Source organism: Actinomadura rugatobispora (genome assembly GCF_042656285.1).
Taxonomy (GTDB): Bacteria; Actinomycetota; Actinomycetes; order Streptosporangiales; family Streptosporangiaceae; genus Spirillospora; species Spirillospora rugatobispora.
Window position 1 is genome coordinate 36,777 of the sequence record NZ_JBHSON010000064.1, and the last position, 19,298, is coordinate 56,074.

Here is a 19,298-nt window from a genome sequence, read left to right on the forward strand (position 1 = left end):
TCGGCGAGGTTCTGATGCGTTGCCCTCCCCCTTCCGACCCGCTCCTCAAGCTCAGGCTGCACGCCCGTCCGGCGGCGGTCGGCCGCGGCCGCTCGCTGATCCGGGAACTCCTCGACCGCTGGAAGCTGACGCACGTCGCCCACGATGCCGAGCTGATCGGCTCCGAGTTGCTGACCAACGCGATCAAGGTGGAGCGCGCCCGCGGCGCCCCGGGCGTCCACGCGACCGTGATCCTGGGGCTCAGGCTGCGCCCCCGGAGCCTCTTCATCGAGGTGGGCGACTCCGCGGAGGCGGCGCCCGCGACCAGGGCCCCGGACGACCTCGCCGAGGGCGGCCGGGGGCTCCTGATCGTCGCGTGCCTGGCCCGCTCGTGGGGAAGCCGCCCGTCCGCGAACGGCGGCAAGACCGTCTGGGCGGAGATCGCGCTCAGCGGACGGGGTGGCCGGACTCTCTGAGGGTCTGCTTGACTTCGGAGATCTTGAGTTCGCCGAAGTGGAAGACGCTGGCGGCCAGGACGGCGTCGGCGCCGGCGGCGATCGCCGGGGGGAAGTGGTCCAGGGCGCCCGCGCCGCCGCTGGCGATCACCGGGACGGTCACGGTCTCCCTGACGAGGCGGAGCATCTCCAGGTCGAAGCCGGCCTTGGTGCCGTCGGCGTCCATGGAGTTGAGCAGGATCTCCCCCACGCCCAGTTCCTGGCCGCGGCGCGCCCACTCGATCGCGTCGATGCCGGTGCCCTTGCGGCCGCCGTGGGTGGTCACCTCGAAACCGGAGGCGGTGCCCTCGGCCCGGCGGGCGTCCACGGACAGGACGACGCACTGCGACCCGAAACGGTGCGCGGCCTCGCGGAGGAACTCCGGGCGCGCGATCGCGGCCGTGTTGATCGAGACCTTGTCCGCGCCCGCGCGCAGGAGCCGGTCCACGTCCTCGACCGTGCGGACGCCGCCGCCGACCGTCAGCGGGATGAACACCTGCTCGGCGGTGCGGCTCACCACCTCGTAGGTCGTCGAGCGGTCGCCGCTGGAGGCGGTGATGTCGAGGAAGGTCAGCTCGTCGGCGCCCTCCGCGTCGTACCGGCGGGCGAGCTCCACCGGGTCTCCGGCGTCCCGCAGGTTCTGGAAGTTCACGCCCTTGACCACGCGCCCGGCGTCCACGTCCAGGCACGGGATCACCCGTACGGCCACTCCGCTCATGCCGCGCTCCCCCGGTACGCCTCGACCTCGACCTCGACCAGCATCCGCTCGTCGATCAGCCCCGCCACCACCAGCATGCTCGCCGCCGGCCGCACGTCCTTGAACAGGCTGGCGTGCGCCCGGCCCACCTCGCCGGAGTCGCCCGCCCGGGTGATGTACATCCGGGTGCGGACGACGTCGTCGGCCGACAGCCCCAGCCGCTCCAGCGACCACAGCGCGATCTGGAACGCGGTGCGGGTCTGCTCGTACGGGTCGCCGACGTGCACGACGTCGCCGTCCACGGTGGCGGTGCAGCCCGACACCATCGCCAGGTTCCCGGCCATGACGGCGCGGGAGTAACCGAACCTCTCTTCCCAGGGGCCGCCGGAGGAGATGCGTTCGATCACTTGACGGCCTCGAGCGCCTCTTCGAGAGTGAACGCCTGCGCGTACAGCGCCTTGCCCACGATCGCGCCCTCGACGCCGTCGCCCACCAGGCCGGCCAGGGCGCGCAGGTCGTCCAGCGACGACACCCCGCCGGAGGCGATCACGGGCTTGGCGGTACGGGAGCACACCTCGCGCAGCAGCTCGGTGTTGGGGCCGCGCAGCGTGCCGTCCTTGGTCACGTCGGTGACGACGTAGCGCGGGCAGCCGTCGTCCTCCAGCCGGGCCAGCACCTCCCACAGGTCGCCGCCCTCGCGGGTCCAGCCGCGGGCGGCCAGCGTGGTGCCGCGCACGTCGAGGCCGACCGCGATCCGGTCGCCGTACTCGGCGATGATCTTGCGGCACCAGGCCGGGTCCTCCAGCGCGGCGGTGCCGATGTTGACCCGCGCGCAGCCGGTGCCCAGCGCCGCCTCCAGGGACGCGTCGTCGCGGATGCCGCCCGACAGCTCCACCTTGACGTCCAGCGTGCCGGTGACCTCGGCCAGCAGCTCCCGGTTGGAGCCGCGGCCGAACGCCGCGTCCAGGTCGACCAGATGGATCCACTCCGCTCCCGCGCGCTGCCAGGCCAGCGCCGCCTCCAGGGGGGCGCCGTAGGAGGTCTCGGTGCCGGCCTCGCCCTGCACCAGGCGCACGGCCTGGCCATCGGCGACGTCGACAGCGGGAAGAAGCGTGAGAGTCATACGGAGAACCTTATCCAGGGGTCACGGAACGTCAGGCGAGGGTGGACAGCCAGTTCTTCAGGAGTTCGGCGCCGGCGTCGCCGGACTTCTCCGGGTGGAACTGGGTCGCGCACAGCGGGCCGTTCTCGACCGCGGCGACGAAGCGGTCGCCGTGCTCGGCCCAGGTGACCAGCGGCGGCGCGATCGTACCGGTCGGGTCGGGCTGCAGCTCCCAGCGGCGCGCGGCGTAGGAGTGCACGAAGTAGAACCGGGTGCCGGGGTCGAGGCCGCGGAACAGGACGGTGTCCTCGGGCGCGTCGACGGTGTTCCAGCCCATGTGCGGGACGACGGGCGCGTTCAGCCGGTCGACGGTGCCGGGCCACTCGGCGCAGCCCTCCGTCGTGACGCCGTGCTCGATGCCCTTGGCGAACAGGATCTGCATGCCCACGCAGATGCCCAGCACGGGCAGGCCCCCGGACAGGCGGCGGCCGATGATCTGCTCGCCGCGCACCGACAGCAGGCCCTCCATGCAGGCCGAGAACGCGCCCACGCCCGGCACCACCAGGCCGTCGGCGTTCAGCGCGGCGTCCCGGTCGGGCGTCACGGTCACCTCGACGCCGTGCCGGGCCACCGCCCGCTCGGCCGACCGCAGGTTGCCCGAGCCGTAGTCCAGGATGACGATCTTCTTGGTCACAGCCGCAGCACCCCCGCGGTGAAGGCCAGGGCCATCAGCGCGAACACCACCACGGCGGCGATCTTGAGGCCCTGCCGGATGAAACTGATCACGCCCATCAGCAGGAAGACCGCGAGCCCGAACAGCAGCACGTTGCCGTAGGAGAACTCCAGGCCGCCGATCGTCACGGCTACAACGCCCCCTTGGTGGAGGGGATGCCGTGCACCTTGGGGTCGAAGGCGACCGCGTCGCGCAGCGCCCGGGCGAGGGCCTTGAACTGCGCCTCCACGATGTGGTGCGCGTTGCGGCCGTACGGGACGTGGACGTGCAGCGCCACCTGCGCGTTCGACACGAACGACTCGAAGATGTGCCGGGTCATCGTGGTGTCGTACTCCGGGCCGATCATCGGGGCCATGCCCTCGGGCTCGGAGTGCACCAGGTAGGGGCGGCCGGAGACGTCCACCGTGACCTGGGCGAGGGCCTCGTCCAGCGGGATCGACGCGTCGGCGAACCGGCGGATGCCCGCCTTGTCGCCCAGCGCCTCACGGAACGCCTGCCCCAGCGTGATCGCGGTGTCCTCGATGGTGTGGTGGGCGTCGATGTACAGGTCGCCGGAGGTCTTGACGGTGAGGTCGAACGACCCGTGCTTGCCCAGCTGCGCCAGCATGTGGTCGTAGAACCCGACACCGGTGGCCACGTCGACCACGCCGGTGCCGTCCAGGTCGATCTCGACCAGGACCTGGGTCTCCTTGGTCCCGCGCTCGATCCTTCCCCTGCGCGTCACACGCTCTCCTTCATCGCGGTACGGAAGGCGGCCATCTCCTCGGCGGTGCCGACGCTCACCCGCAGCCACTCGGGCGGGCCCACCTCCCGGATCAGCACACCCCGGTCGAGCATCGACCGCCAGACCGCCGTGCGGTCCGGGAAGCGCCCGAACAGGACGAAGTTGGCGTCCGAGTCGGCCACCGTGAAGCCCTCGGCGCGCAGCCAGGCCACCAGGTCGTCGCGCTCGCGGCGCAGCCGGTCGACGGCGCCCAGCAGCTCCGCGCCGTGCGCGACGGCGGTCCGGGCCACCGCCTGGGTCACCGACGACAGATGATACGGCAGCCGGACCAGCAGCAACGCATCGATCACCGCCGGGTCGGCGGCCAGGTAGCCGAGGCGGGTCCCGGCCATCGCGAACGCCTTGGACATCGTCCGGGTCACGATCAGCCGCGGGTTGCCGGGCAGCAGCGTCAGCGCCGACGGCGTCCCGGAGCGGCGGAACTCGGCGTACGCCTCGTCCACCACCACCATCCCGGGGGCGGCCGCCAGCACCGCCTCGATCGCCTCCAGCGGCAGCGCGGTGCCCGTCGGGTTGTTCGGCGAGGTGAGGAACACCACGTCGGGGCGGTGCTCCTCGATCGCGGCGACCGCGCGGGCGGGCTCCAGCCCGAAGTCCTCGTCGCGGTGCGCGTCGACCCACCGGGTGCCCGACACCCGGGTGATGATCGGGTGCATCGAGTACGACGGCTCGAACCCGAGCGCGGTGCGGCCGGGACCGCCGAACGCCTGCAGGATCTGCTGGATGATCTCGTTGGAGCCGTTGGCCGCCCACACCTGGCGGGAGGTCAGCCCGGCGCCGGGGGTGTCCTCGTTCAGGAACGCGGCCAGGTCCCCGCGCAGCGCGACGGCGTCGCGGTCGGGGTAGCGGTTCAGCGACCCGGCGACGTCCGCGACCGCCTCGCCCAGCGCCTTCACCAGGCGGTCGGACGGCGGGTAGGGGTTCTCGTTGGTGTTGAGCGCGACCGGCACCTCCAGCTGGGGCGCGCCGTACGGCTCGCGTCCCCGCAGGTCGTCGCGGATGGGCAGGTCGTTCAGGGACGTCATCGGGTCGGGATCCCCCAGTCGAAGCGGGCCTTCAGGGCGGCGCCGTGCGCGGGCAGGTCCTCGGCCTCGGCCAGCGTCACCACGCGGGCGGTCGCGCCAGACAGTGCCTGCCGGTCGTACTCCACGACGTGCACGCCGCGCAGGAACGACTGGACCGACAGGCCCGACGAATGGCACGCGCACCCGCCCGTGGGCAGCACGTGGTTGGACCCGGCCAGGTAGTCGCCCAGCGACACCGGCGCGTGCGGCCCGATGAAGATCGCGCCGGCGTTGCGGACCCGCGCCGCCAGCTCCCGCGCCCCCGCCGTCTGGATCTCCAGGTGCTCGGCGGCGTAGGCGTCCACCACCTTCAGGCCGTCCTCCAGGTCGTCGACCAGCACGATGCCCGACTGCCGCCCGGCCAGCGCCTCGGCGATCCGCTCGGTGTGCTTGGTGCGGGCCACCTGCGTCTTCAGCTCGGCCTCGACCGCCTCCGCCAGTTCGGGCGCGTCGGTGACCAGCACGGCCGCGGCCAGCACGTCGTGCTCGGCCTGGCTGATGAGGTCGGCGGCGACGTGCACCGGGTCGGCGGTGGCGTCGGCCAGGATCGCGATCTCGGTCGGCCCCGCCTCCGAGTCGATCCCGATCACGCCCTTGAGCAGCCGCTTGGCGGCGGCCACGTACACGTTCCCGGGGCCGGTCACCAGGTCGGCGCGGGGGCACTCCTCGGTGCCGTAGGCGAACATCGCCACCGCCTGCGCGCCGCCCGCCGCGTACACCTCCTCGACGCCCAGCAGCGCGCACGCCGCCAGGATCGCCGGGTGCGGCCGCCCGCCGAACTCGGCCTGCGCCGGGGACGTCACCGCGAGCGACTCCACCCCGGCCTCCTGCGCCGGCACCACGTTCATGACCACGCTGGACGGGTAGACCGCCCGGCCGCCGGGCACGTACAGGCCCACGCGGCGCACCGGGATCCACCGCTCGGTCACCGTGCCGCCGGGCACCACCTGGGTCGTCACGTCGGCGCGCCGCTGGTCGCGGTGGACCAGCCGGGTGCGGCGGATCGCCTCCTCCAGCGCGTCCCGCACCGCCGGGTCAAGCCCCGCGAGGGCCTCGTGGACGGCCTGCACCGGAACCCGGACGGCGTCCAGCTCCACGCCGTCGAACGTGCTCGTGTACTCCCGGACCGCGGCCGCGCCGCGATGCCGCACGTCCTCGCAGATGGGCCGCACCCTCTCCAGGGCGGCCTCGACGTCGAACTCGGCACGGGGCAGCACGGAGCGCAGGTCACCGGGCAGCGACCCGCGCAGATCGATACGGGAAATCACCTGGACAGTCTATTCACTGCCGGGGCCGGCACCCCGGCAGTGTCGATCAACTCCGCGGGTCGGCCTTCAGCTCGCCGTCCAGAACGGTGACGGCGTCGCCGGAGAGGACGACACGGGCACCGCGCACCTCCGTGCGGACCAGGCCGCCCCGTTCCGACAGCTGGCGGCCCCGCAGCGCGTCGCGGCCCAGCCTGCCCGCCCAGTACGGGGCCAGCGCGCAGTGCGCCGACCCGGTGACCGGGTCCTCGTCGATCCCGACCCGCGGGCCGAACACCCGCGACACGAAGTCGCTCCCGCCCGCCGGGTCGTCCGAGGGCGCGGTGACGATCACGGCGCGGGCGTCGAAGGCGGCCACGGCCGCGATGTCCGGGGCCAGCCCGCGCACCGCCTTCTCGCCCGGGACCTCCACCAGCAGGTCGGTCTGCGCGGTGCGGCCCGTCCAGACGAGGGGGACGCCCAGCGCCTCGGCCAGGCCGCCGGGCGCCGGGACGGGCCCGGGCGGGGTGGCGGGGAAGTCCATCTCCAGCAGCCCGCTCGCCCCGCACCGCACCGTCAGGACGCCGCTGCGCAGGGTGCGGAACCGGATCGGCCGGTCGGACAGGACGGTGCCGGTCTCGTACAGGGCGTGCGCCGCGGCCAGCGTGGCGTGGCCGCACAATGCGACCTCGACCGACGGGGTGAACCAGCGCACCTCGAAGTCCGCGTCCGCGTCGTCCGGCAGGGTCCGGACGAACGCGGTCTCGGAGTGGCGCATCTCCGCGGCCACCCGCTGCATCCACGCGGGGTCGGCGGACGCGTCCAGCAGGCAGACGCCCGCCGGGTTGCCGGCGAAGGGACGGTCGGTGAAGGCGTCGACGACGAGCATGCGCATGCGCCGACGCTAGCCGCCGCCGTCCGCACCGGCCATGGCCAATCGGCGGGAAGTGGCCTGGCCGGGGGTCAGGCGCGCTTCGTCCGGGTGAGCGGCGGCAGATCGTCGGCGGCACCGGTGCGGTCCGCGGGCGCCGGGTCGAAGCGGGCCGTCCAGCGGCGCGGGGAGGCGACGAACCAGCCGAGCACGAATCCGACGGCCAGGCTCGCCAGACTCAGGAAGATCAGGTTGAGCCACATCACGGCGGCCTCCAGGGTCTTTCGGGCCGACGTTAGCCCCGTCGCGGGCGCGGTGCGGGCGGCTCGCCGCGAACTGGCCCGGGGTGACCATCCCCCATGCCTCCTTCAGACTATGAGAATTCCAGCATTCCAAGATCGCCGAATCGGACGTACCCTGGCCGCGGAGCGCTCTTTCGGCGGACGCACGAGGGTGGGAGATGCGGTGACCGAGCGGCTTCCGTTGTTCCCCCTGGGCACGGTGCTGTTCCCGGGCCTGGTGCTCCCCCTGCACCTGTTCGAGGAGCGCTACCGCCTGCTCGTGCGCGACCTCCTGGAACGACCCGAGCCGAGACGGCTCGGCGTGGTGGGCATCGAACTGGGCCACGAGGTCGGCGACACCGCCGGGCTGCGGCTGGCCGAGGTGGGCTGCGTGGCCGAGGTGCACGGGGTGAACGGCCGACCCGACGGCCGCTACGACATCGTCACCGTCGGCGCCAGCCGGTTCCGGATCAAGGAACTGGACCGGGCGCTGCCGTACCTGCGCGGCGAGGTCGAGTTCCTGCCCGAGGAGCCCGGCGCCGACCCCGGACCGGTGGCCCAGCGGGTCCGGCTGCTGTTCCAGCTCTACCGGCACCGGCTCGCCGCGGCGGGCGCCGAGGTGGCCGAGCCCGTCGAGCTCCCCGAGGACCCGGTGAAGCTGTCCTACCTGATCGCCGCCGCGGTCGTCCTGGACGGCCACGACAAGCAGCGCCTGCTGGAGGCCGAGGACGCCGCGCTGCGGCTGCGCGCCGAGCACGACCTGCTGGTACGGGAGAACCGCCTCCTCAACGCGATGCCGACCGTCCCCGCGGGCGGATTCCTCGACACCTCCTTCCACCCCAACTAGCGGCACACTGGGGTCCATGGGCAAGGCACAGGGAACGCAGGCGACGGTGGCCGCCACCAAGGCCGGGATCGATTTCACCCTGCACCCGTACGACACGGCCCCCGACGCCGAGTCCTACGGAGAGGCCGCCGCCGACGCGCTCGGCGTGCCGCACGAACGGCTGTTCAAGACGCTGCTGGCCGAGGTCGACGGCAGGCTCACCGTGGCGGTCGTCCCGGTGTCGGGCTCACTGGACCTCAAGGCGCTGGCCGCGGCGGCCGGAGGCAAGAAGGCGCGGATGGCCGAGGCCCGCGACGCCGAACGCGCCACCGGATACGTCGTCGGCGGGATCAGCCCCCTGGGCCAGCGCCGCCGGCTGCCGACCGTGCTCGACGCCTCCGCCTCAGCGTTCCCCACGGTCTACGTCTCGGCCGGTCGGCGCGGCCTGCAGATCGAGCTGACCCCCGCCGACCTCGTCCGCCTGACCGGTGCCGCGCTCGCCGCGATCGCCCGAGGGTAGCCGCTTCACCAGCACCTCCAGCACCCCGTACACCGCCACCGCCAGCAGCGGCCAGAACACCAGGATGCCGGTCGCGCGCAACTGGGCGACCCCGGTGACGGTACGGCCGTCGGGCGCCCGGCGCACCGCGCGCTGGAAGGCGTCCAGCCCGATCTGGTGGCCCAGCCGCCAGGCGACCAGGGACGCCGCCAGCCCGCCCGCCGCCAGCCCGAAGATCAGCGGCAGGTCGTTGCCGCGCCCCCCGGCCAGGTAGCCGCCCACCCCGCACAACACGCCCGCGACCACCGCGACCAGCGCGAACCTGCCGTCCACCCCGATCGGCCCCTGGCCTTCCGGTTCGGCCAGAAGCGCCTGCCCCTGGACGACGATGTAGGTCACCTTCGGGGAGATCTCCGTCCACAACAGCCCGGCCGGGGCCCCGAGAAGTGCGATGATCAGAGTGGTGACCGCCCAGGTCCGGAAGGCCCTCACGGTCGGTCGCCGCACTGCGTACGCTCCTTTGACGGTCGGCCGGGAAACAGCGAAAGCCTAGCCTGCCCCGGTCGGCCGATCGACAACCGAATGGTGCCCGATTCACGCCGCCGAGCGGCCCGATTCTCTGAGATAATGTGCCCGACATGTCCGGATTCAGCCCTGCGTTCCAACGCCTCGGCGCCGCCCTGGCCGCGGTCGTCCTCCAGCAGCAGGAGACCCTCGCCGAGTTCCTGCCCCGCGAGGACTGGAGCGCCGACCTGACCGCCCGCACCTACTCCAGCGGCGGGGTCACGGTGCAGGTGTCGCTGCTGGGCAGCTACGCGGCGCGCGAGCGCACCTGGCTGTGGGGCTGGGCCAACCCGCAGTTCGGCGACGACCATCCGGCGGTCGAGCCGACCCTCGCCATCCGCGGCCTCGGCGCCCGCCTCGGCATCCCCGAGTTCACCACCCCCGAAGTCGACCTGAGCTGGTACGAAGGCCCCGCCGGCCACGGCGGCGAACTCATCGCCATGGCCGCCGGCGGCGTACTCGGCGGCGGCGGCTACATCGGCGCCGGCTACGACGGCGGCTCCGCCTACCTCCACGTCGACGACCCCCAGGCCCCACCCGCCGCCTGGGACCCCGTCCCCGTCCCCCGCCTGCTCATGAACGCGGTGAGCCTGTTCCCGCACGAGCCCCGCCTCACGCTCGCCCGCCTCCTCAGCCGCCACCGCGTCGCCTACCGCGAAGGCGACGGCGTCACCGAGATCCGCCTCCCCGGCGGCGGCACCGCACGCGCACACTTCGACAGCCTGGGCCGCTGCAATGATTTTGATTTTGACGCCCTTGGCTCTGCTCATGGCGGCGCCCTTGGCGTCGGGCGGTAGACCGCCCTCCTTCGGCGGGCGCCGCGTGCGATTGCTGCATCGCTCCGACTCGCCTGGCGGCTCGCTGCGCGATCAGGTTCTCGCTCTGTTCATTGCGGCGCCCTCGGCGTCGGGCGTTGAACGCCCTCCTTCAGCGGGCGCCGCGCGCGATTGCTGCATCGCTCCGACTCGCCTAGAGGCTCGCTGCGCGATCAGGTTCTCGCAGGCTCGAACCTGGCTTCGCTCGCAATCGCAACGGTTGAGGTCGCCGGTGGCTGAGCAGAGTGGCTGAGGTGGGTGCGCCCCGACTCGGCCCTCCACAGTGAAAAGGCGCACCCCGCAGCGACCGCAACGGCGACCGCTAAAACTGGCTGGCCTGGAGCGGAGCGCCAGCGGAGTGGAGGGACGGGCAGGCGGCGGGGAGCGGGTCCGTAGCGAGCCCCCAGGCGAGCGGAGGAGGCGCTTCGCGCCGTATCGGGGGGTGTGGGGGGTCGCCCCCCCACAATGACACGCCTTAGCTTAGGCAGGAGGGGCCTAGTAGTTGTTTCAGGTCGCCCATCAGGGCGGGGGACGGGGCCACGCGGAGTCGGTCGTCCAGGCGGACGACGGTGGTGCGGGGGCCGTTCTGCAGGTGGAGGTGGACCTCGGCGGAGCCGGGGTGGGTGACCAGGACTTCCTTGAGGCGGGAGACCAGCGGCGGGGTGCAGCGGCCGATCTGGAGGGTGACCGAGAGGGGGCCGGTGGCGTCGGTGACGGTGAGGTCGGGCTGGGTCACCTCCATCGCGATGATCTTGGCGACGTCCTCGCGGCGGTCCAGGCGGCCCTTGACCACGAGGATCGCGTCCTCGGCCAGGAGCGTGGAGCACAGCTGGTAGGACGAGGGGAAGCACATCACCTCGATCGATCCGGCGAGGTCCTCCAGCTGGAACATGGCCCACGAGTTGCCCTGCTTGGTGACCTTGCGCTGGAGGCCGCCGAGGAGGCCGGCCACGGTCACGACCTGGCCGTCGGGGCGGCCGCCTTCGTTCAGGGAGGCGATCGCGCAGTCGGCCTCGCGTTCCAGGATGTGCTCGACGCCCAGGAGGGGGTGGTCGGAGACGTAGAGGCCGAGCATCTCGCGTTCGAAGGCGAGGAGGGTGGTCTTGTCCCAGTCGTCGCCTTCGGGGATGGCGACGGCGAAGGCGTCCTCGCCTCCGTCGTCCTCGAGCGCGCCGAACAGGGAGTCCTGGCCGATGGCCTCCTTGCGCTTGATGTCGATGACCGAGTCGATGGCCTGCTCGTGGACCATGAGGAGCGACTTGCGCTTGTGCCGGAGCTCGTCGAAGGCGCCGGACTTGATCAGCGATTCCACGACCCGCTTGTTGCACACGATCGGCGGGACCTTGTTGAGGAAGTCGTTGAAGTCGGTGTAGGCGCCCTTCTCCTTGCGCGCGGCGACGATGCCGTCGACGACGTTGACGCCCACGTTGCGGACGGCCGACAGGCCGAAGCGGATCTCGGTGTCCCCGATGGGGGTGAAGTCGGCCTCGGAGGTGTTGACGTCCGGGGGCAGCACCGTCAGCTTCATGCGGCGGCACTCGTTCAGGTAGAGGGCGCTCTTGTCCTTGTCGTCGCCGACGGAGGTGAGCAGGGCGGCCATGTACTCGGCCGGGTAGTTGGCCTTGAGGTAGGCCGTCCAGTACGACACCAGGCCGTAGGCGGCGCTGTGCGCCTTGTTGAAGGCGTAGTCGGAGAAGGGGACCAGGATGTCCCACAGGGTCTTGACGGCCTCCTTGGAGAAGCCGTTGTCGATCATGCCCTGTTCGAAGCCGACGAACTGGGCGTCCAGTTCGGCCTTCTTCTTCTTGCCCATGACGCGGCGGAGCAGGTCCGCCTTGCCGAGCGTGTAGCCCGCCACCTTCTGGGCGATCGCCATGACCTGCTCCTGGTAGACGATCAGGCCGTAGGTGGTGTCGAGGATCTCCTTGAGCGGCTCTTCCAACTGGGGGTGGATCGGGGTGATCTCCTGCTGGCCGTTCTTGCGGAGCGCGTAGTTGGTGTGCGAGTTGGCGCCCATGGGGCCGGGCCGGTACAGGGCGCCGACCGCGGAGATGTCCTCGAAGTTGTCCGGCTTCATCAGCCGCAGCAGGGCGCGCATCGGGCCGCCGTCGAACTGGAACACCCCGAGGGTGTCGCCGCGGGCCAGCAGGTCGTAGGTCGGCTGGTCGTCCAGGGGCAGGGCCAGCAGGTCGACGTCGACGCCCTTGTTCTTCTTGATGCCCTTGAGCGCGTCGTCGATGATCGTCAGGTTGCGCAGGCCCAGGAAGTCCATCTTCAGCAGGCCGAGCGTCTCGCAGGTCGGGTAGTCGAACTGCGTGATGATCGCGCCGTCGGCGTCCCGGCGCATGATCGGCACATGGTCGGTGATCGTCTCACCGGACATGATGATCCCGGCGGCGTGCACGCCGGTCTGCCGGATCAGGCCCTCCAGGCCCTGCGCCAGGTCCATGATCTGCTTGACGTCGGGCTCTTCCTCGTACAGCTTGCGCAGCTCGCCGGCCTCGCCGTGGCGGGGGTGCTTGTCGTCGAAGATGCCCGACAGCGGGATGTCCTTGCCCATGACGGCGGGCGGGAACGCCTTGGAGATCCGGTCGCCGAGCGCGTACGGGAAGCCCAGGACGCGGCCGGCGTCCTTGATGGCGGCCTTCGCCTTGATGGTGCCGAAGGTGGCGATGAACGAGACCTTGTCCGCGCCCCACTTCTCGGTGGTGTAGCGGATCACCTCGGCCCGCCGGTCTTCAGGGAAGTCGATGTCGATGTCGGGCATGGAGGCGCGCTCGGGATTGAGGAACCGCTCGAAGATCAGCCCGTGCGGGATCGGGTCCAGGTCGGTGATGCCCATCGCGTAGGCGATGAGCGATCCGGCGGCGCTGCCGCGGCCGGGTCCGACCAGGATCCCGTTCTCCTTGGCCCACATGATGAAGTCGGCGACGACGAGGAAGTACGAGGGGTAGCCCTTGCCGAGGATGACGCCCATCTCGTACTCGGCCTGCTTGCGGTACTCCTCGGGGATGCCGCCGGGGAAGCGCCGCTCCAGGCCGCTCCAGACCTCCTTGCGGAACCAGGTCTCCTCGGTCTCGCCCTCGGGGACGGGGAAGCGCGGCATGAGGTCGTGCGACTCGAACATGCCCTCGGGGTCGACCCGCTCGGCGATCAGCAGCGTGTTGCGGCAGCCCTCGGTCCAGATGTCGGAGGTGTCGATGGTGCGCATCTCGTCGGCGGTCTTGATGTAGTAGCCGCTGCCGTCGAACCGGAACCGGTCGGGATCGGCCAGCTGCTTGCCCACCTGGACGCACAGCAGCGCGTCGTGCGCGGTGGCCTCGCTCTCGTGGGTGTAGTGCGAGTCGTTGGTGACCACCGGCGGGATGTTCAGCTTCCTGCCGATGTCGATCAGGCCCTGCCGGACCCGCTTCTCGATCTCCAGGCCGTGGTCCATCAGCTCCAGGAAGTAGTTCTCCTTGCCGAGGATGTCCTGGAAGTTGGCGGCGGCCTTGAGGGCCTCGTCGAACTGGCCCAGCCGCAGCCGGGTCTGGATCTTGCCGGACGGGCAGCCGGTGGTGGCCATCAGCCCCTCGGCGTGCTCGGCCAGCAGCTCCTCGTCCATCCGGGCGTACTTGAAGACGAAGCCCTCGGTGAACGCGCGGCTGGAGAGCTTGAAGAGGTTGTGCAGGCCGGTCTTGTTGCGGGCCCACAGCGTCTTGTGGTTGATCAGGCCGCCGCCGGAGACGTCGTCGCGCTTCTGGCTGGGCTCACCCCACTGGACCTTCTTCTTGTGGTAGCGCGACTCGGGCGCCATGTACGCCTCGATGCCGATGATCGGGGTGATCCCGGCGGCCGTCGCCTGCCGGTGGAAGTCGTAGGCGCCGTGCATGTTGCCGTGGTCGGTCATGGCGATGGCGGGCATCTTCTGCCGGTCGACCTCTTCGAACATCTGCTTCAGCCGGGCGGCGCCGTCCAGCATCGAGTACTCGGTATGGACATGCAGATGAACAAACGAGTCGGCCATGCCTCGTGCGCCTCCATTGCGTCGCGCGTCCTGCCCGCCATGCGTGCTCGCATGCGACCGCCCACGTGCGGCGAAACACGTGTGGCGGTGTACGGTCCCGGGGGAAGATCGCCACCCCGGATCGGCGTCCGGGACGGCGCGGTTCTGAGAGCCTAACCCGCCCCATGGACCCCATGGGCCCCGACACTCCGATGCCCGCTTGAGCCCGGATGGCCCGTTACGAGGGGCTCATCACCGTGTACGTTCCGTGCCGTGTTTCGGACCCGCGCCCATGGCGTCCCGGTAGGCGCCCGGCGGCACGCCGACGGTCCGCTTGAAGTGGCGGGTCAGATGGGCCTGGTCGGCGAAACCGGTGCGGGCCGCGACCTCGGCGGGCCGCAGCCCCGCGTCCAGCAGCCGGCGGGCCTCCCGCACCCGGACCTGGTTCAGGTACGCGTGCGGCGGCAGGCCGGTGGCCGTCCGGAAAGCCCGCAGCAGGCGGAACGCGCCGACCCCGACGCCGTCCGCGAGGGACTCCAGCGACGGCGGATCCAGCAGGTTCTCGTGAAGGATCTCACGGGCCGTCCGGACGGCCTCGGGCATGCTGTCCGGGGCCGGGGCGAAGGCGCTCCTCCCGGAGGGGCGGGCATGGCGCAGCAGGCTCGCCACGGCGGCGCGGAACAGCGAGGAGGTCGCCAGCGCGTCCCCGTGCTCGCCGGAACGGTGGACGGCGCGCAGCAGCCGGGCCGCCTCGGGGTCCGCCACGACCGGTTCGGGGAAGTACGGGGTGCCCGGCGGGGCGCCGAGATCGGCGGCGATGCCGCTCATCACCTCGATGGACGGGTACAGCACGCGGTAGGACCAGCCGCCGGGGACCCCCGCGTAGCCGCTGTGCACCACGCCGGGGTTGACGAGGCCCAGCGCGCCGGCCCCGGCGCGCTCGACGCTCCCCCCGTACTCGAACTCCTCCACGCCGGACTCGATCAGGGCGATGGCGTAGCCGTCGTGGGTGTGGCGGGTGAACCTGTGGGTCACGAAGCGGGCCCGCAGCAGGTCGACCCCGGGCAGGGCCGCGTGGCTCCAGTAATGTGCGACCTCGCTGGTCATGCCTGACATGCTATCCGCCGGACGGTCTCGGATGATGAGACGGAGGTTCCGGGGATTGGCGCGATGCCGTCACTCCGGCCTACCATCGGAGCGTGGAACGTCGCTATTCCAGGTTTACGCAGCCGGCTCCGGGCGAGCCGGTCGGCGCGACCTGAGCGACGACCCCGGAGCCGGCAGCAGGCGGAGCCCTCGACAGGGCTCTGCCTTTCTCATTTCCGAGACAGCGGCCCCGGGCACGGACGGACCTCCTCCGGCGCGGACGGCCGCCGCGAGAGAGGGACACCCGACATGACCGCCCACCCCGACCCCGAGCTGCTCACCGTGCCTCTGCCCCGCCCCGAGGACCTGGCCACGGTCGACGACGCCCGCGCCGCCATCGACGGCCTCGACGCCGTGCTGGCCGCGCTGCTGGAGCGCCGCGCCGCCGTCGCCGGGGTCGTCCAGCGGCTCAAGCCCGTCGGCGGCTTCGCCGGCCGCGACCCCGAGCGCGAGCGCCGCATCGTCGCCGCCATGTCCCGGCACGCCCCGTCCCTCGCGCCCGGCCACCTGGCCCGGATCATGAACGCCGTCATCGAGGCGGGCCTGGACGCCGCCGAGCGCGATCCCGGCGGGCGCAAGAACGTTCAAGACCCGGCCGGGGCCGGCGGCTAGCGTCCCCCGGCATGGAAGCGACGGAATCGGCGGACGCGGGGACGGCGGCGGCCCGGGACCCGCGCGCCCGCGGCGGCTCCCCGGAGCGCTCCGCCGCGGTACGGGACGGCCTGGGCGTCGGCCTGGCGGTCGGGGTCTCGGGGCTGGCGTTCGGAGCGGCGGCGATCACGGCCGGGCTGACGGTGGCGCAGGCGTGCGCGCTCAGCCTGCTGGCCTTCACCGGCGCCTCACAGTTCGCGCTGGTCGGCGTGATCGGCGCGGGCGGCAACCTGGCGACCGGCGCCCTCGGCGCGGTGCTGCTGGGCGGCCGCAACGCCCTGTACGGGCTGCGGCTGGCCGGCCTGCTGCGGGTACGGGGCGTGCGGCGGCTGCTGACCGCGCAGGTGGTCATCGACGAGACCACGGCCGTGGCGAACGCCCAGCCCGACCGGGCCACCGCCCGCGTCGGCTTCTACGTCACCGCGATCAGCATCTACCTCACCTGGAACCTGACCACGCTGCTGGGCGCGCTGGGCGCGGCCCGGCTGGGCGACCCGGAGTCGCTCGGCCTGGACGTGCTCGGGCCCGCGGTCTTCCTGGCGCTGCTGTGGCCGCGGCTCACCGCGGGCCGCACCGAGGGCCGGGTCGCGGCGGGCGCCGCGGTGATCGCGCTGGGCACGACCCCGCTGCTGCCCGCCGGGATCCCGGTGATGCTCGCCGCCGTCGCCGCGCTGGTCGCGCTCGTGCTGCCCGGCGAGCGCCGCAGCGGCACCGGGGACAGGGACGGGGAAGGGCGCGCGTCATGAGCGTGTGGATCGCGGTGCTGGCCACCGCCGCCGGCTGCTACCTGCTCAAGCTGGGCGGGCTGGTCACCCCGCAGCGGGTGCTGGACGACCCGCGCGTGCGCCGGTTCACCGACCTGGTGCCGGTCGCGCTGCTGACCGCGCTGATCGCCGTCCAGGCCCTGGCCCCGGACGGCCGGGCGCTGGAGTTCGACGGGCCGCGGCTCGCCGGGCTCGCCGCGGCCGTCGTGGCGCTGCTGCTGCGGGCGCCCTTCCTGGTGGTGCTCGTCGCCGCCGCGGCCGTCGCCGCCGGGCTGCGGCTGCTCGGCTGAGCGGCTACGACTCGGCCTCGATGATCTCCAGCGCGCGGGCCAGGTCGTCGGGGTAGCGGCTCTCGAACTCCACCCGCTCGCCGGTGGCCGGGTGCTCGAAGCCCAGCCGCGCCGCGTGCAGCCACTGCCGGCGCAGCCCCAGCCGGGCGGCCAGGGTCGGGTCGGCCCCGTAGGCCATGTCGCCCACGCACGGATGCCGGACGGCCGACATGTGCACCCGGATCTGGTGGGTGCGGCCCGTCTCCAGGTCGATGTCGAGCAGGGTCGCCGCCCGGTAGGCCTCGACCGTGTCGTAGTGGGTGACCGACGGCTTGCCGCCCGCCACCACGGCGAACCGGCCGTCGCCCGAGGGGTGCCGGTCGATCGGGGCGTCGATCGTCCCGCGGAACGGGTCGGGGTGGCCCTGCACCAGCGCCTGGTAGCGCTTGTCGACGGTGCGCTCCTTGAACGCCCGCTTCAGCCGGGAGTAGGCGAGCTCGCTCTTGGCGACGACCATCGCGCCGGTGGTGTTGGCGTCCAGCCGGTGGACGATGCCCTGCCGCTCGGCGGCGCCGCCGGTGGCCACCGTGTGCCCGGCCCCCAGCAGCCCGCCCAGCACGGTCGGGCCGTTCCAGCCGGTGGTCGGGTGGGCGGCGACGCCGGTCGGCTTGTCGACCACCACGATGTCGTCGTCCTCGTACAGGATCCCCATGCCGGGGATCGGCTCGGCCACCGGGGCGGGCGCGGTCGGCGGCGGCGGGAGCGTCACCTCCAGCCAGGCGCCGCCGTGCACGCGGTCGGACTTGGCCACCTCGTTGCCGTCGAGCAGGACGTCCCCCGCGGCGATGATGTCGGCGGCCCGGCTGCGGGACAGCCCGAACAGCCGCGCCAGGGCCGCGTCGATCCGCTCGCCCTCCAGGCCGTCGGGGACCGGGAGGCTGCGCACGTCCCCCATCAGGCCTTCTCCCCAGGCGCCGGGTCGTGGTCGGCACCGGGGCCGTCGCCGTCGGAGCCCTTGGGGCCGTCGGGTTCCTTGGAGTCCTCGGCGTCCTCGGCGTCCCGGGACTCCTTGCCGCCGATGCGGGTGCCGTCGATCTGCAGCCCGCGGGCCGCCAGCAGCACCGCCAGCACGCCGCCGCAGACGATCGCCGAGTCGGCCAGGTTGAACACCGGCCAGTTCGGCACCTCGATCCAGTCGACCACGTGCCCCTTCAGCGGGGCGGGGGCGCGCAGCATCCGGTCGATCAGGTTGCCGACCGCGCCGCCCAGCAGCAGGCCCAGGCACACCGCCCAGGGCACCGAGCGCAGGTTGCGGGCGGTGCGCAGGATGGCGATCACCACCCCGCAGGCGATCAGCGTGAACACCACCGTGTAGCCGGTGCCGATGGAGAACGCGGCGCCGCTGTTGCGCGTCTCGCGCAGCGTCAGCAGGCCGCCCAGCAGCTCGATCGGCTCGCGGTCCTGCAGCGTGGCCACCACGACGATCTTGGTGACCACGTCCAGGGCCAGGGCGGTCAGCGCGACCGTGATCAGTACGCCGACACGGCGCGGCCGAGGTGATCCGGCAGATCCCCCGGCCTCGCTCTCGTAGTTGGTTGCGTCGTTCAGCGACGTTCCTCGCGTTGTTTGCATGACACGCATAGCGTCGCACGGGGGAAGGCCTGCAGGCGCGCCTTGCCTACCGGCTTCCCGCAGGACTCGCAGATCCCGTACGTGCCCGCGTCGATCCGTTGGACGGCCCGCTCGGACTGGGCGAGCAGGTCACGCGAATTGTAGGTCAGCGCCAGCTCGTGCTCGCGCTCGTAGGTCTTGGCGCCGGTGTCGGCCTGGTCGTCCCCCGCGCCGTCGGCGTTGTCGCCCTCGGCGATCTGGGTGGTGGAGGCGGTGATCTCCGCCTCCAGGCCGGCGATCTGCTCCTCCAGGGCGGCCCGCACCCCGGCCAGCTCGGCGGCCGTCCAGCGGTCCTCGCCCTCGCGGACGGGCAGGGTCGCCGCCTTGGCCGCCACCGTCCCGCCGCCGGTGCGGGCGGATCCGGTCTCGGCGGACGGCGCCGCCCTCCTGACCCGGTGCTCCTGCGCGGGAACGGCCTCGGGGGCGTCCGGCGCGGCGCCGTCCTCCCTCGGCGACGTGTCCCGGGCGGACGCGTCGCGGGCGGCCTTCGACCGGGGCGCGGCTCCGCGCTTGGCGGCCGGCGCCTTGGCCGCGGACTTGGCCGGCTTGGCGGCGGGCTTGCTCGCCTCGGCGGGCTCGGCGGCCTTGGAGCGCTTGGCGGCCGGGCGTGCCGCGGCGCCCTTCCCGGCGCCCGTGCCGGCGGCGGCGTCGACGGGATCGCCGCCGCTCCCGGTGCCCGTGGGCTGGGAGCCGGTGATACGGGCGGCGGACGGCTCGCCCCTCCCCGCGCCGGCCATGTCGGCCCCTCTCGCGCTGATCTTCTCGACAGGCAGTGCGGGCAGCATAGGTCCCCTTTCGCGGCACGGCAAACAACCTGGGTGCATCACAGGCCGCATATGCCCCGTGACGGCGCGCCGAG

General features: G+C 72.6%; 23 protein-coding genes. 7 read left to right on the top strand and 16 right to left on the bottom strand.

The window, feature by feature from the left end; genetic code table 11:
• Window positions 1–14: 14 nt before the first annotated feature.
• Window positions 15–455 (top strand): ATP-binding protein, encoded by a 441-nt coding sequence (locus ACFPZN_RS36475; protein ID WP_378287016.1) that lies wholly within the window; start codon window positions 15–17, stop codon window positions 453–455.
• On the opposite strand, the gene hisF is transcribed toward ACFPZN_RS36475, so the two are convergent.
• From hisF to ACFPZN_RS36525, 10 genes are all read right to left on the bottom strand, one after another.
• Window positions 427–1,191, bottom strand: coding sequence for an imidazole glycerol phosphate synthase subunit HisF (gene hisF, locus ACFPZN_RS36480; protein ID WP_378287017.1), 765 nt, complete (start codon window positions 1,189–1,191; stop codon window positions 427–429). The genes ACFPZN_RS36475 and hisF overlap by 29 nt on opposite strands.
• A complete protein-coding gene (locus ACFPZN_RS36485) occupies window positions 1,188–1,577 on the bottom strand; it encodes a RidA family protein (protein ID WP_378287019.1) in 390 nt (129 codons plus the stop codon). The genes hisF and ACFPZN_RS36485 overlap by 4 nt, the downstream gene beginning before the upstream one ends.
• Window positions 1,574–2,293 (bottom strand): bifunctional 1-(5-phosphoribosyl)-5-((5-phosphoribosylamino)methylideneamino)imidazole-4-carboxamide isomerase/phosphoribosylanthranilate isomerase PriA, encoded by a 720-nt coding sequence (gene priA / locus ACFPZN_RS36490; protein ID WP_378287020.1) that lies wholly within the window; start codon window positions 2,291–2,293, stop codon window positions 1,574–1,576. Before priA ends, ACFPZN_RS36485 begins: the two co-directional genes overlap by 4 nt.
• Before the next feature lie 31 nt (window positions 2,294–2,324).
• Window positions 2,325–2,966 (bottom strand): imidazole glycerol phosphate synthase subunit HisH, encoded by a 642-nt coding sequence (hisH, locus tag ACFPZN_RS36495; RefSeq protein ID WP_378287021.1) that lies wholly within the window; start codon window positions 2,964–2,966, stop codon window positions 2,325–2,327.
• Window positions 2,963–3,133 (bottom strand): hypothetical protein, encoded by a 171-nt coding sequence (locus ACFPZN_RS36500; RefSeq protein WP_378287022.1) that lies wholly within the window; start codon window positions 3,131–3,133, stop codon window positions 2,963–2,965. Before ACFPZN_RS36500 ends, hisH begins: the two co-directional genes overlap by 4 nt.
• Window positions 3,134–3,135: 2 nt before the next feature.
• Entirely contained in the window at window positions 3,136–3,729 is a 594-nt protein-coding gene (gene hisB / locus ACFPZN_RS36505; RefSeq protein ID WP_378287023.1) for an imidazoleglycerol-phosphate dehydratase HisB, read from the bottom strand.
• Window positions 3,726–4,814, bottom strand: a complete 1,089-nt coding sequence (locus tag ACFPZN_RS36510; RefSeq protein WP_378287024.1) for a histidinol-phosphate transaminase — start codon at window positions 4,812–4,814, stop codon at window positions 3,726–3,728. Before ACFPZN_RS36510 ends, hisB begins: the two co-directional genes overlap by 4 nt.
• The gene (hisD, locus tag ACFPZN_RS36515; protein WP_378287026.1) at window positions 4,811–6,121 is read right to left on the bottom strand and encodes a histidinol dehydrogenase; all 1,311 of its coding nucleotides are present in this window, start codon (window positions 6,119–6,121) and stop codon (window positions 4,811–4,813) included. The genes ACFPZN_RS36510 and hisD overlap by 4 nt, the downstream gene beginning before the upstream one ends.
• A 46-nt stretch (window positions 6,122–6,167) precedes the next feature.
• Window positions 6,168–6,992 (bottom strand): PhzF family phenazine biosynthesis protein, encoded by an 825-nt coding sequence (locus ACFPZN_RS36520; protein WP_378287027.1) that lies wholly within the window; start codon window positions 6,990–6,992, stop codon window positions 6,168–6,170.
• Between the two features lie 68 nt (window positions 6,993–7,060).
• Entirely contained in the window at window positions 7,061–7,234 is a 174-nt protein-coding gene (locus tag ACFPZN_RS36525; protein ID WP_378287028.1) for a hypothetical protein, read from the bottom strand.
• A 199-nt stretch (window positions 7,235–7,433) separates the two neighbouring features.
• On the opposite strand from ACFPZN_RS36525, the gene ACFPZN_RS36530 reads away from it, so the two are divergent.
• Together ACFPZN_RS36530 and ybaK are read left to right on the top strand one after the other, a co-directional pair.
• Entirely contained in the window at window positions 7,434–8,096 is a 663-nt protein-coding gene (locus ACFPZN_RS36530) for an LON peptidase substrate-binding domain-containing protein (protein ID WP_378287029.1), read from the top strand.
• Window positions 8,097–8,112: 16 nt separating this feature from the next.
• Entirely contained in the window at window positions 8,113–8,595 is a 483-nt protein-coding gene (gene ybaK / locus ACFPZN_RS36535; RefSeq protein ID WP_378287030.1) for a Cys-tRNA(Pro) deacylase, read from the top strand.
• On the opposite strand, the gene ACFPZN_RS36540 is transcribed toward ybaK, so the two are convergent.
• Complete coding sequence (locus ACFPZN_RS36540) at window positions 8,479–9,081, bottom strand: hypothetical protein (RefSeq protein ID WP_378287031.1); 603 nt, start codon at window positions 9,079–9,081, stop codon at window positions 8,479–8,481. The two genes, ybaK and ACFPZN_RS36540, sit on opposite strands and share 117 nt — an antisense overlap.
• Before the next feature lie 131 nt (window positions 9,082–9,212).
• Here ACFPZN_RS36540 and ACFPZN_RS36545 point away from each other — a divergent pair, with 131 nt between their 5' ends.
• Window positions 9,213–9,935 carry a DUF6882 domain-containing protein gene (locus tag ACFPZN_RS36545; RefSeq protein WP_378287032.1) on the top strand — a complete coding sequence of 241 codons (723 nt, stop codon included), beginning with the start codon at window positions 9,213–9,215 and terminating at the stop codon, window positions 9,933–9,935.
• 493 nt (window positions 9,936–10,428) lie between these two features.
• Here the strand turns inward: ACFPZN_RS36545 and dnaE are convergent, their stop codons facing one another.
• Window positions 10,429–13,959 carry a DNA polymerase III subunit alpha gene (dnaE, locus tag ACFPZN_RS36550; protein WP_378287033.1) on the bottom strand — a complete coding sequence of 1,177 codons (3,531 nt, stop codon included), beginning with the start codon at window positions 13,957–13,959 and terminating at the stop codon, window positions 10,429–10,431.
• A 231-nt stretch (window positions 13,960–14,190) separates the two neighbouring features.
• Window positions 14,191–15,045 carry an AraC family transcriptional regulator gene (locus ACFPZN_RS36555; RefSeq protein ID WP_378287034.1) on the bottom strand — a complete coding sequence of 285 codons (855 nt, stop codon included), beginning with the start codon at window positions 15,043–15,045 and terminating at the stop codon, window positions 14,191–14,193.
• A gap of 288 nt (window positions 15,046–15,333) precedes the next feature.
• Between ACFPZN_RS36555 and ACFPZN_RS36560 the strand changes: the two genes are divergently transcribed.
• The 3 genes from ACFPZN_RS36560 to ACFPZN_RS36570 are packed head-to-tail and all read left to right on the top strand — an operon-like array spanning window position 15,334 to window position 16,789.
• Window positions 15,334–15,696 carry a chorismate mutase gene (locus tag ACFPZN_RS36560; protein WP_378287035.1) on the top strand — a complete coding sequence of 121 codons (363 nt, stop codon included), beginning with the start codon at window positions 15,334–15,336 and terminating at the stop codon, window positions 15,694–15,696.
• 11 nt (window positions 15,697–15,707) lie between these two features.
• On the top strand, window positions 15,708–16,481 hold the full coding sequence (locus tag ACFPZN_RS36565; protein WP_378287036.1) for an AzlC family ABC transporter permease: 774 nt from the start codon (window positions 15,708–15,710) through the stop codon (window positions 16,479–16,481).
• The gene (locus ACFPZN_RS36570; protein ID WP_378287037.1) at window positions 16,478–16,789 is read left to right on the top strand and encodes an AzlD domain-containing protein; all 312 of its coding nucleotides are present in this window, start codon (window positions 16,478–16,480) and stop codon (window positions 16,787–16,789) included. The genes ACFPZN_RS36565 and ACFPZN_RS36570 overlap by 4 nt, the downstream gene beginning before the upstream one ends.
• A 4-nt stretch (window positions 16,790–16,793) precedes the next feature.
• Here ACFPZN_RS36570 and ACFPZN_RS36575 read toward each other — a convergent pair whose 3' ends face one another.
• Genes ACFPZN_RS36575 through ACFPZN_RS36585 form a run of 3 tightly spaced genes read right to left on the bottom strand, consistent with a single transcriptional unit; the run spans window position 16,794 to window position 18,774 of the window.
• Window positions 16,794–17,723 carry an RluA family pseudouridine synthase gene (locus ACFPZN_RS36575; protein ID WP_378287038.1) on the bottom strand — a complete coding sequence of 310 codons (930 nt, stop codon included), beginning with the start codon at window positions 17,721–17,723 and terminating at the stop codon, window positions 16,794–16,796.
• On the bottom strand, window positions 17,723–18,400 hold the full coding sequence (gene lspA, locus ACFPZN_RS36580) for a signal peptidase II (protein ID WP_378287039.1): 678 nt from the start codon (window positions 18,398–18,400) through the stop codon (window positions 17,723–17,725). Before lspA ends, ACFPZN_RS36575 begins: the two co-directional genes overlap by 1 nt.
• Entirely contained in the window at window positions 18,373–18,774 is a 402-nt protein-coding gene (locus ACFPZN_RS36585; protein WP_378287048.1) for a TraR/DksA family transcriptional regulator, read from the bottom strand. The genes lspA and ACFPZN_RS36585 overlap by 28 nt, the downstream gene beginning before the upstream one ends.
• Window positions 18,775–19,298: the final 524 nt, after the last annotated feature.

What these genes read in the sequence shown, in the direction of transcription:
- ACFPZN_RS36475 (WP_378287016.1), top strand. Translation starts at nt 15, where the DNA reads ATGCGTTGCCCTCCCCCTTCCGACCCGCTCCTCAAGCTCAGGCTGCAC.
- hisF (WP_378287017.1), bottom strand. Translation starts at nt 1,191, where the DNA reads ATGAGCGGAGTGGCCGTACGGGTGATCCCGTGCCTGGACGTGGACGCC.
- priA (WP_378287020.1), bottom strand. Translation starts at nt 2,293, where the DNA reads ATGACTCTCACGCTTCTTCCCGCTGTCGACGTCGCCGATGGCCAGGCC.
- ACFPZN_RS36510 (WP_378287024.1), bottom strand. Translation starts at nt 4,814, where the DNA reads ATGACGTCCCTGAACGACCTGCCCATCCGCGACGACCTGCGGGGACGC.
- ACFPZN_RS36520 (WP_378287027.1), bottom strand. Translation starts at nt 6,992, where the DNA reads ATGCGCATGCTCGTCGTCGACGCCTTCACCGACCGTCCCTTCGCCGGC.
- ybaK (WP_378287030.1), top strand. Translation starts at nt 8,113, where the DNA reads ATGGGCAAGGCACAGGGAACGCAGGCGACGGTGGCCGCCACCAAGGCC.
- ACFPZN_RS36545 (WP_378287032.1), top strand. Translation starts at nt 9,213, where the DNA reads ATGTCCGGATTCAGCCCTGCGTTCCAACGCCTCGGCGCCGCCCTGGCC.
- dnaE (WP_378287033.1), bottom strand. Translation starts at nt 13,959, where the DNA reads ATGGCCGACTCGTTTGTTCATCTGCATGTCCATACCGAGTACTCGATG.
- ACFPZN_RS36555 (WP_378287034.1), bottom strand. Translation starts at nt 15,045, where the DNA reads ATGACCAGCGAGGTCGCACATTACTGGAGCCACGCGGCCCTGCCCGGG.
- ACFPZN_RS36560 (WP_378287035.1), top strand. Translation starts at nt 15,334, where the DNA reads ATGACCGCCCACCCCGACCCCGAGCTGCTCACCGTGCCTCTGCCCCGC.
- ACFPZN_RS36565 (WP_378287036.1), top strand. Translation starts at nt 15,708, where the DNA reads ATGGAAGCGACGGAATCGGCGGACGCGGGGACGGCGGCGGCCCGGGAC.
- ACFPZN_RS36570 (WP_378287037.1), top strand. Translation starts at nt 16,478, where the DNA reads ATGAGCGTGTGGATCGCGGTGCTGGCCACCGCCGCCGGCTGCTACCTG.
- ACFPZN_RS36575 (WP_378287038.1), bottom strand. Translation starts at nt 17,723, where the DNA reads ATGGGGGACGTGCGCAGCCTCCCGGTCCCCGACGGCCTGGAGGGCGAG.
- lspA (WP_378287039.1), bottom strand. Translation starts at nt 18,400, where the DNA reads ATGCAAACAACGCGAGGAACGTCGCTGAACGACGCAACCAACTACGAG.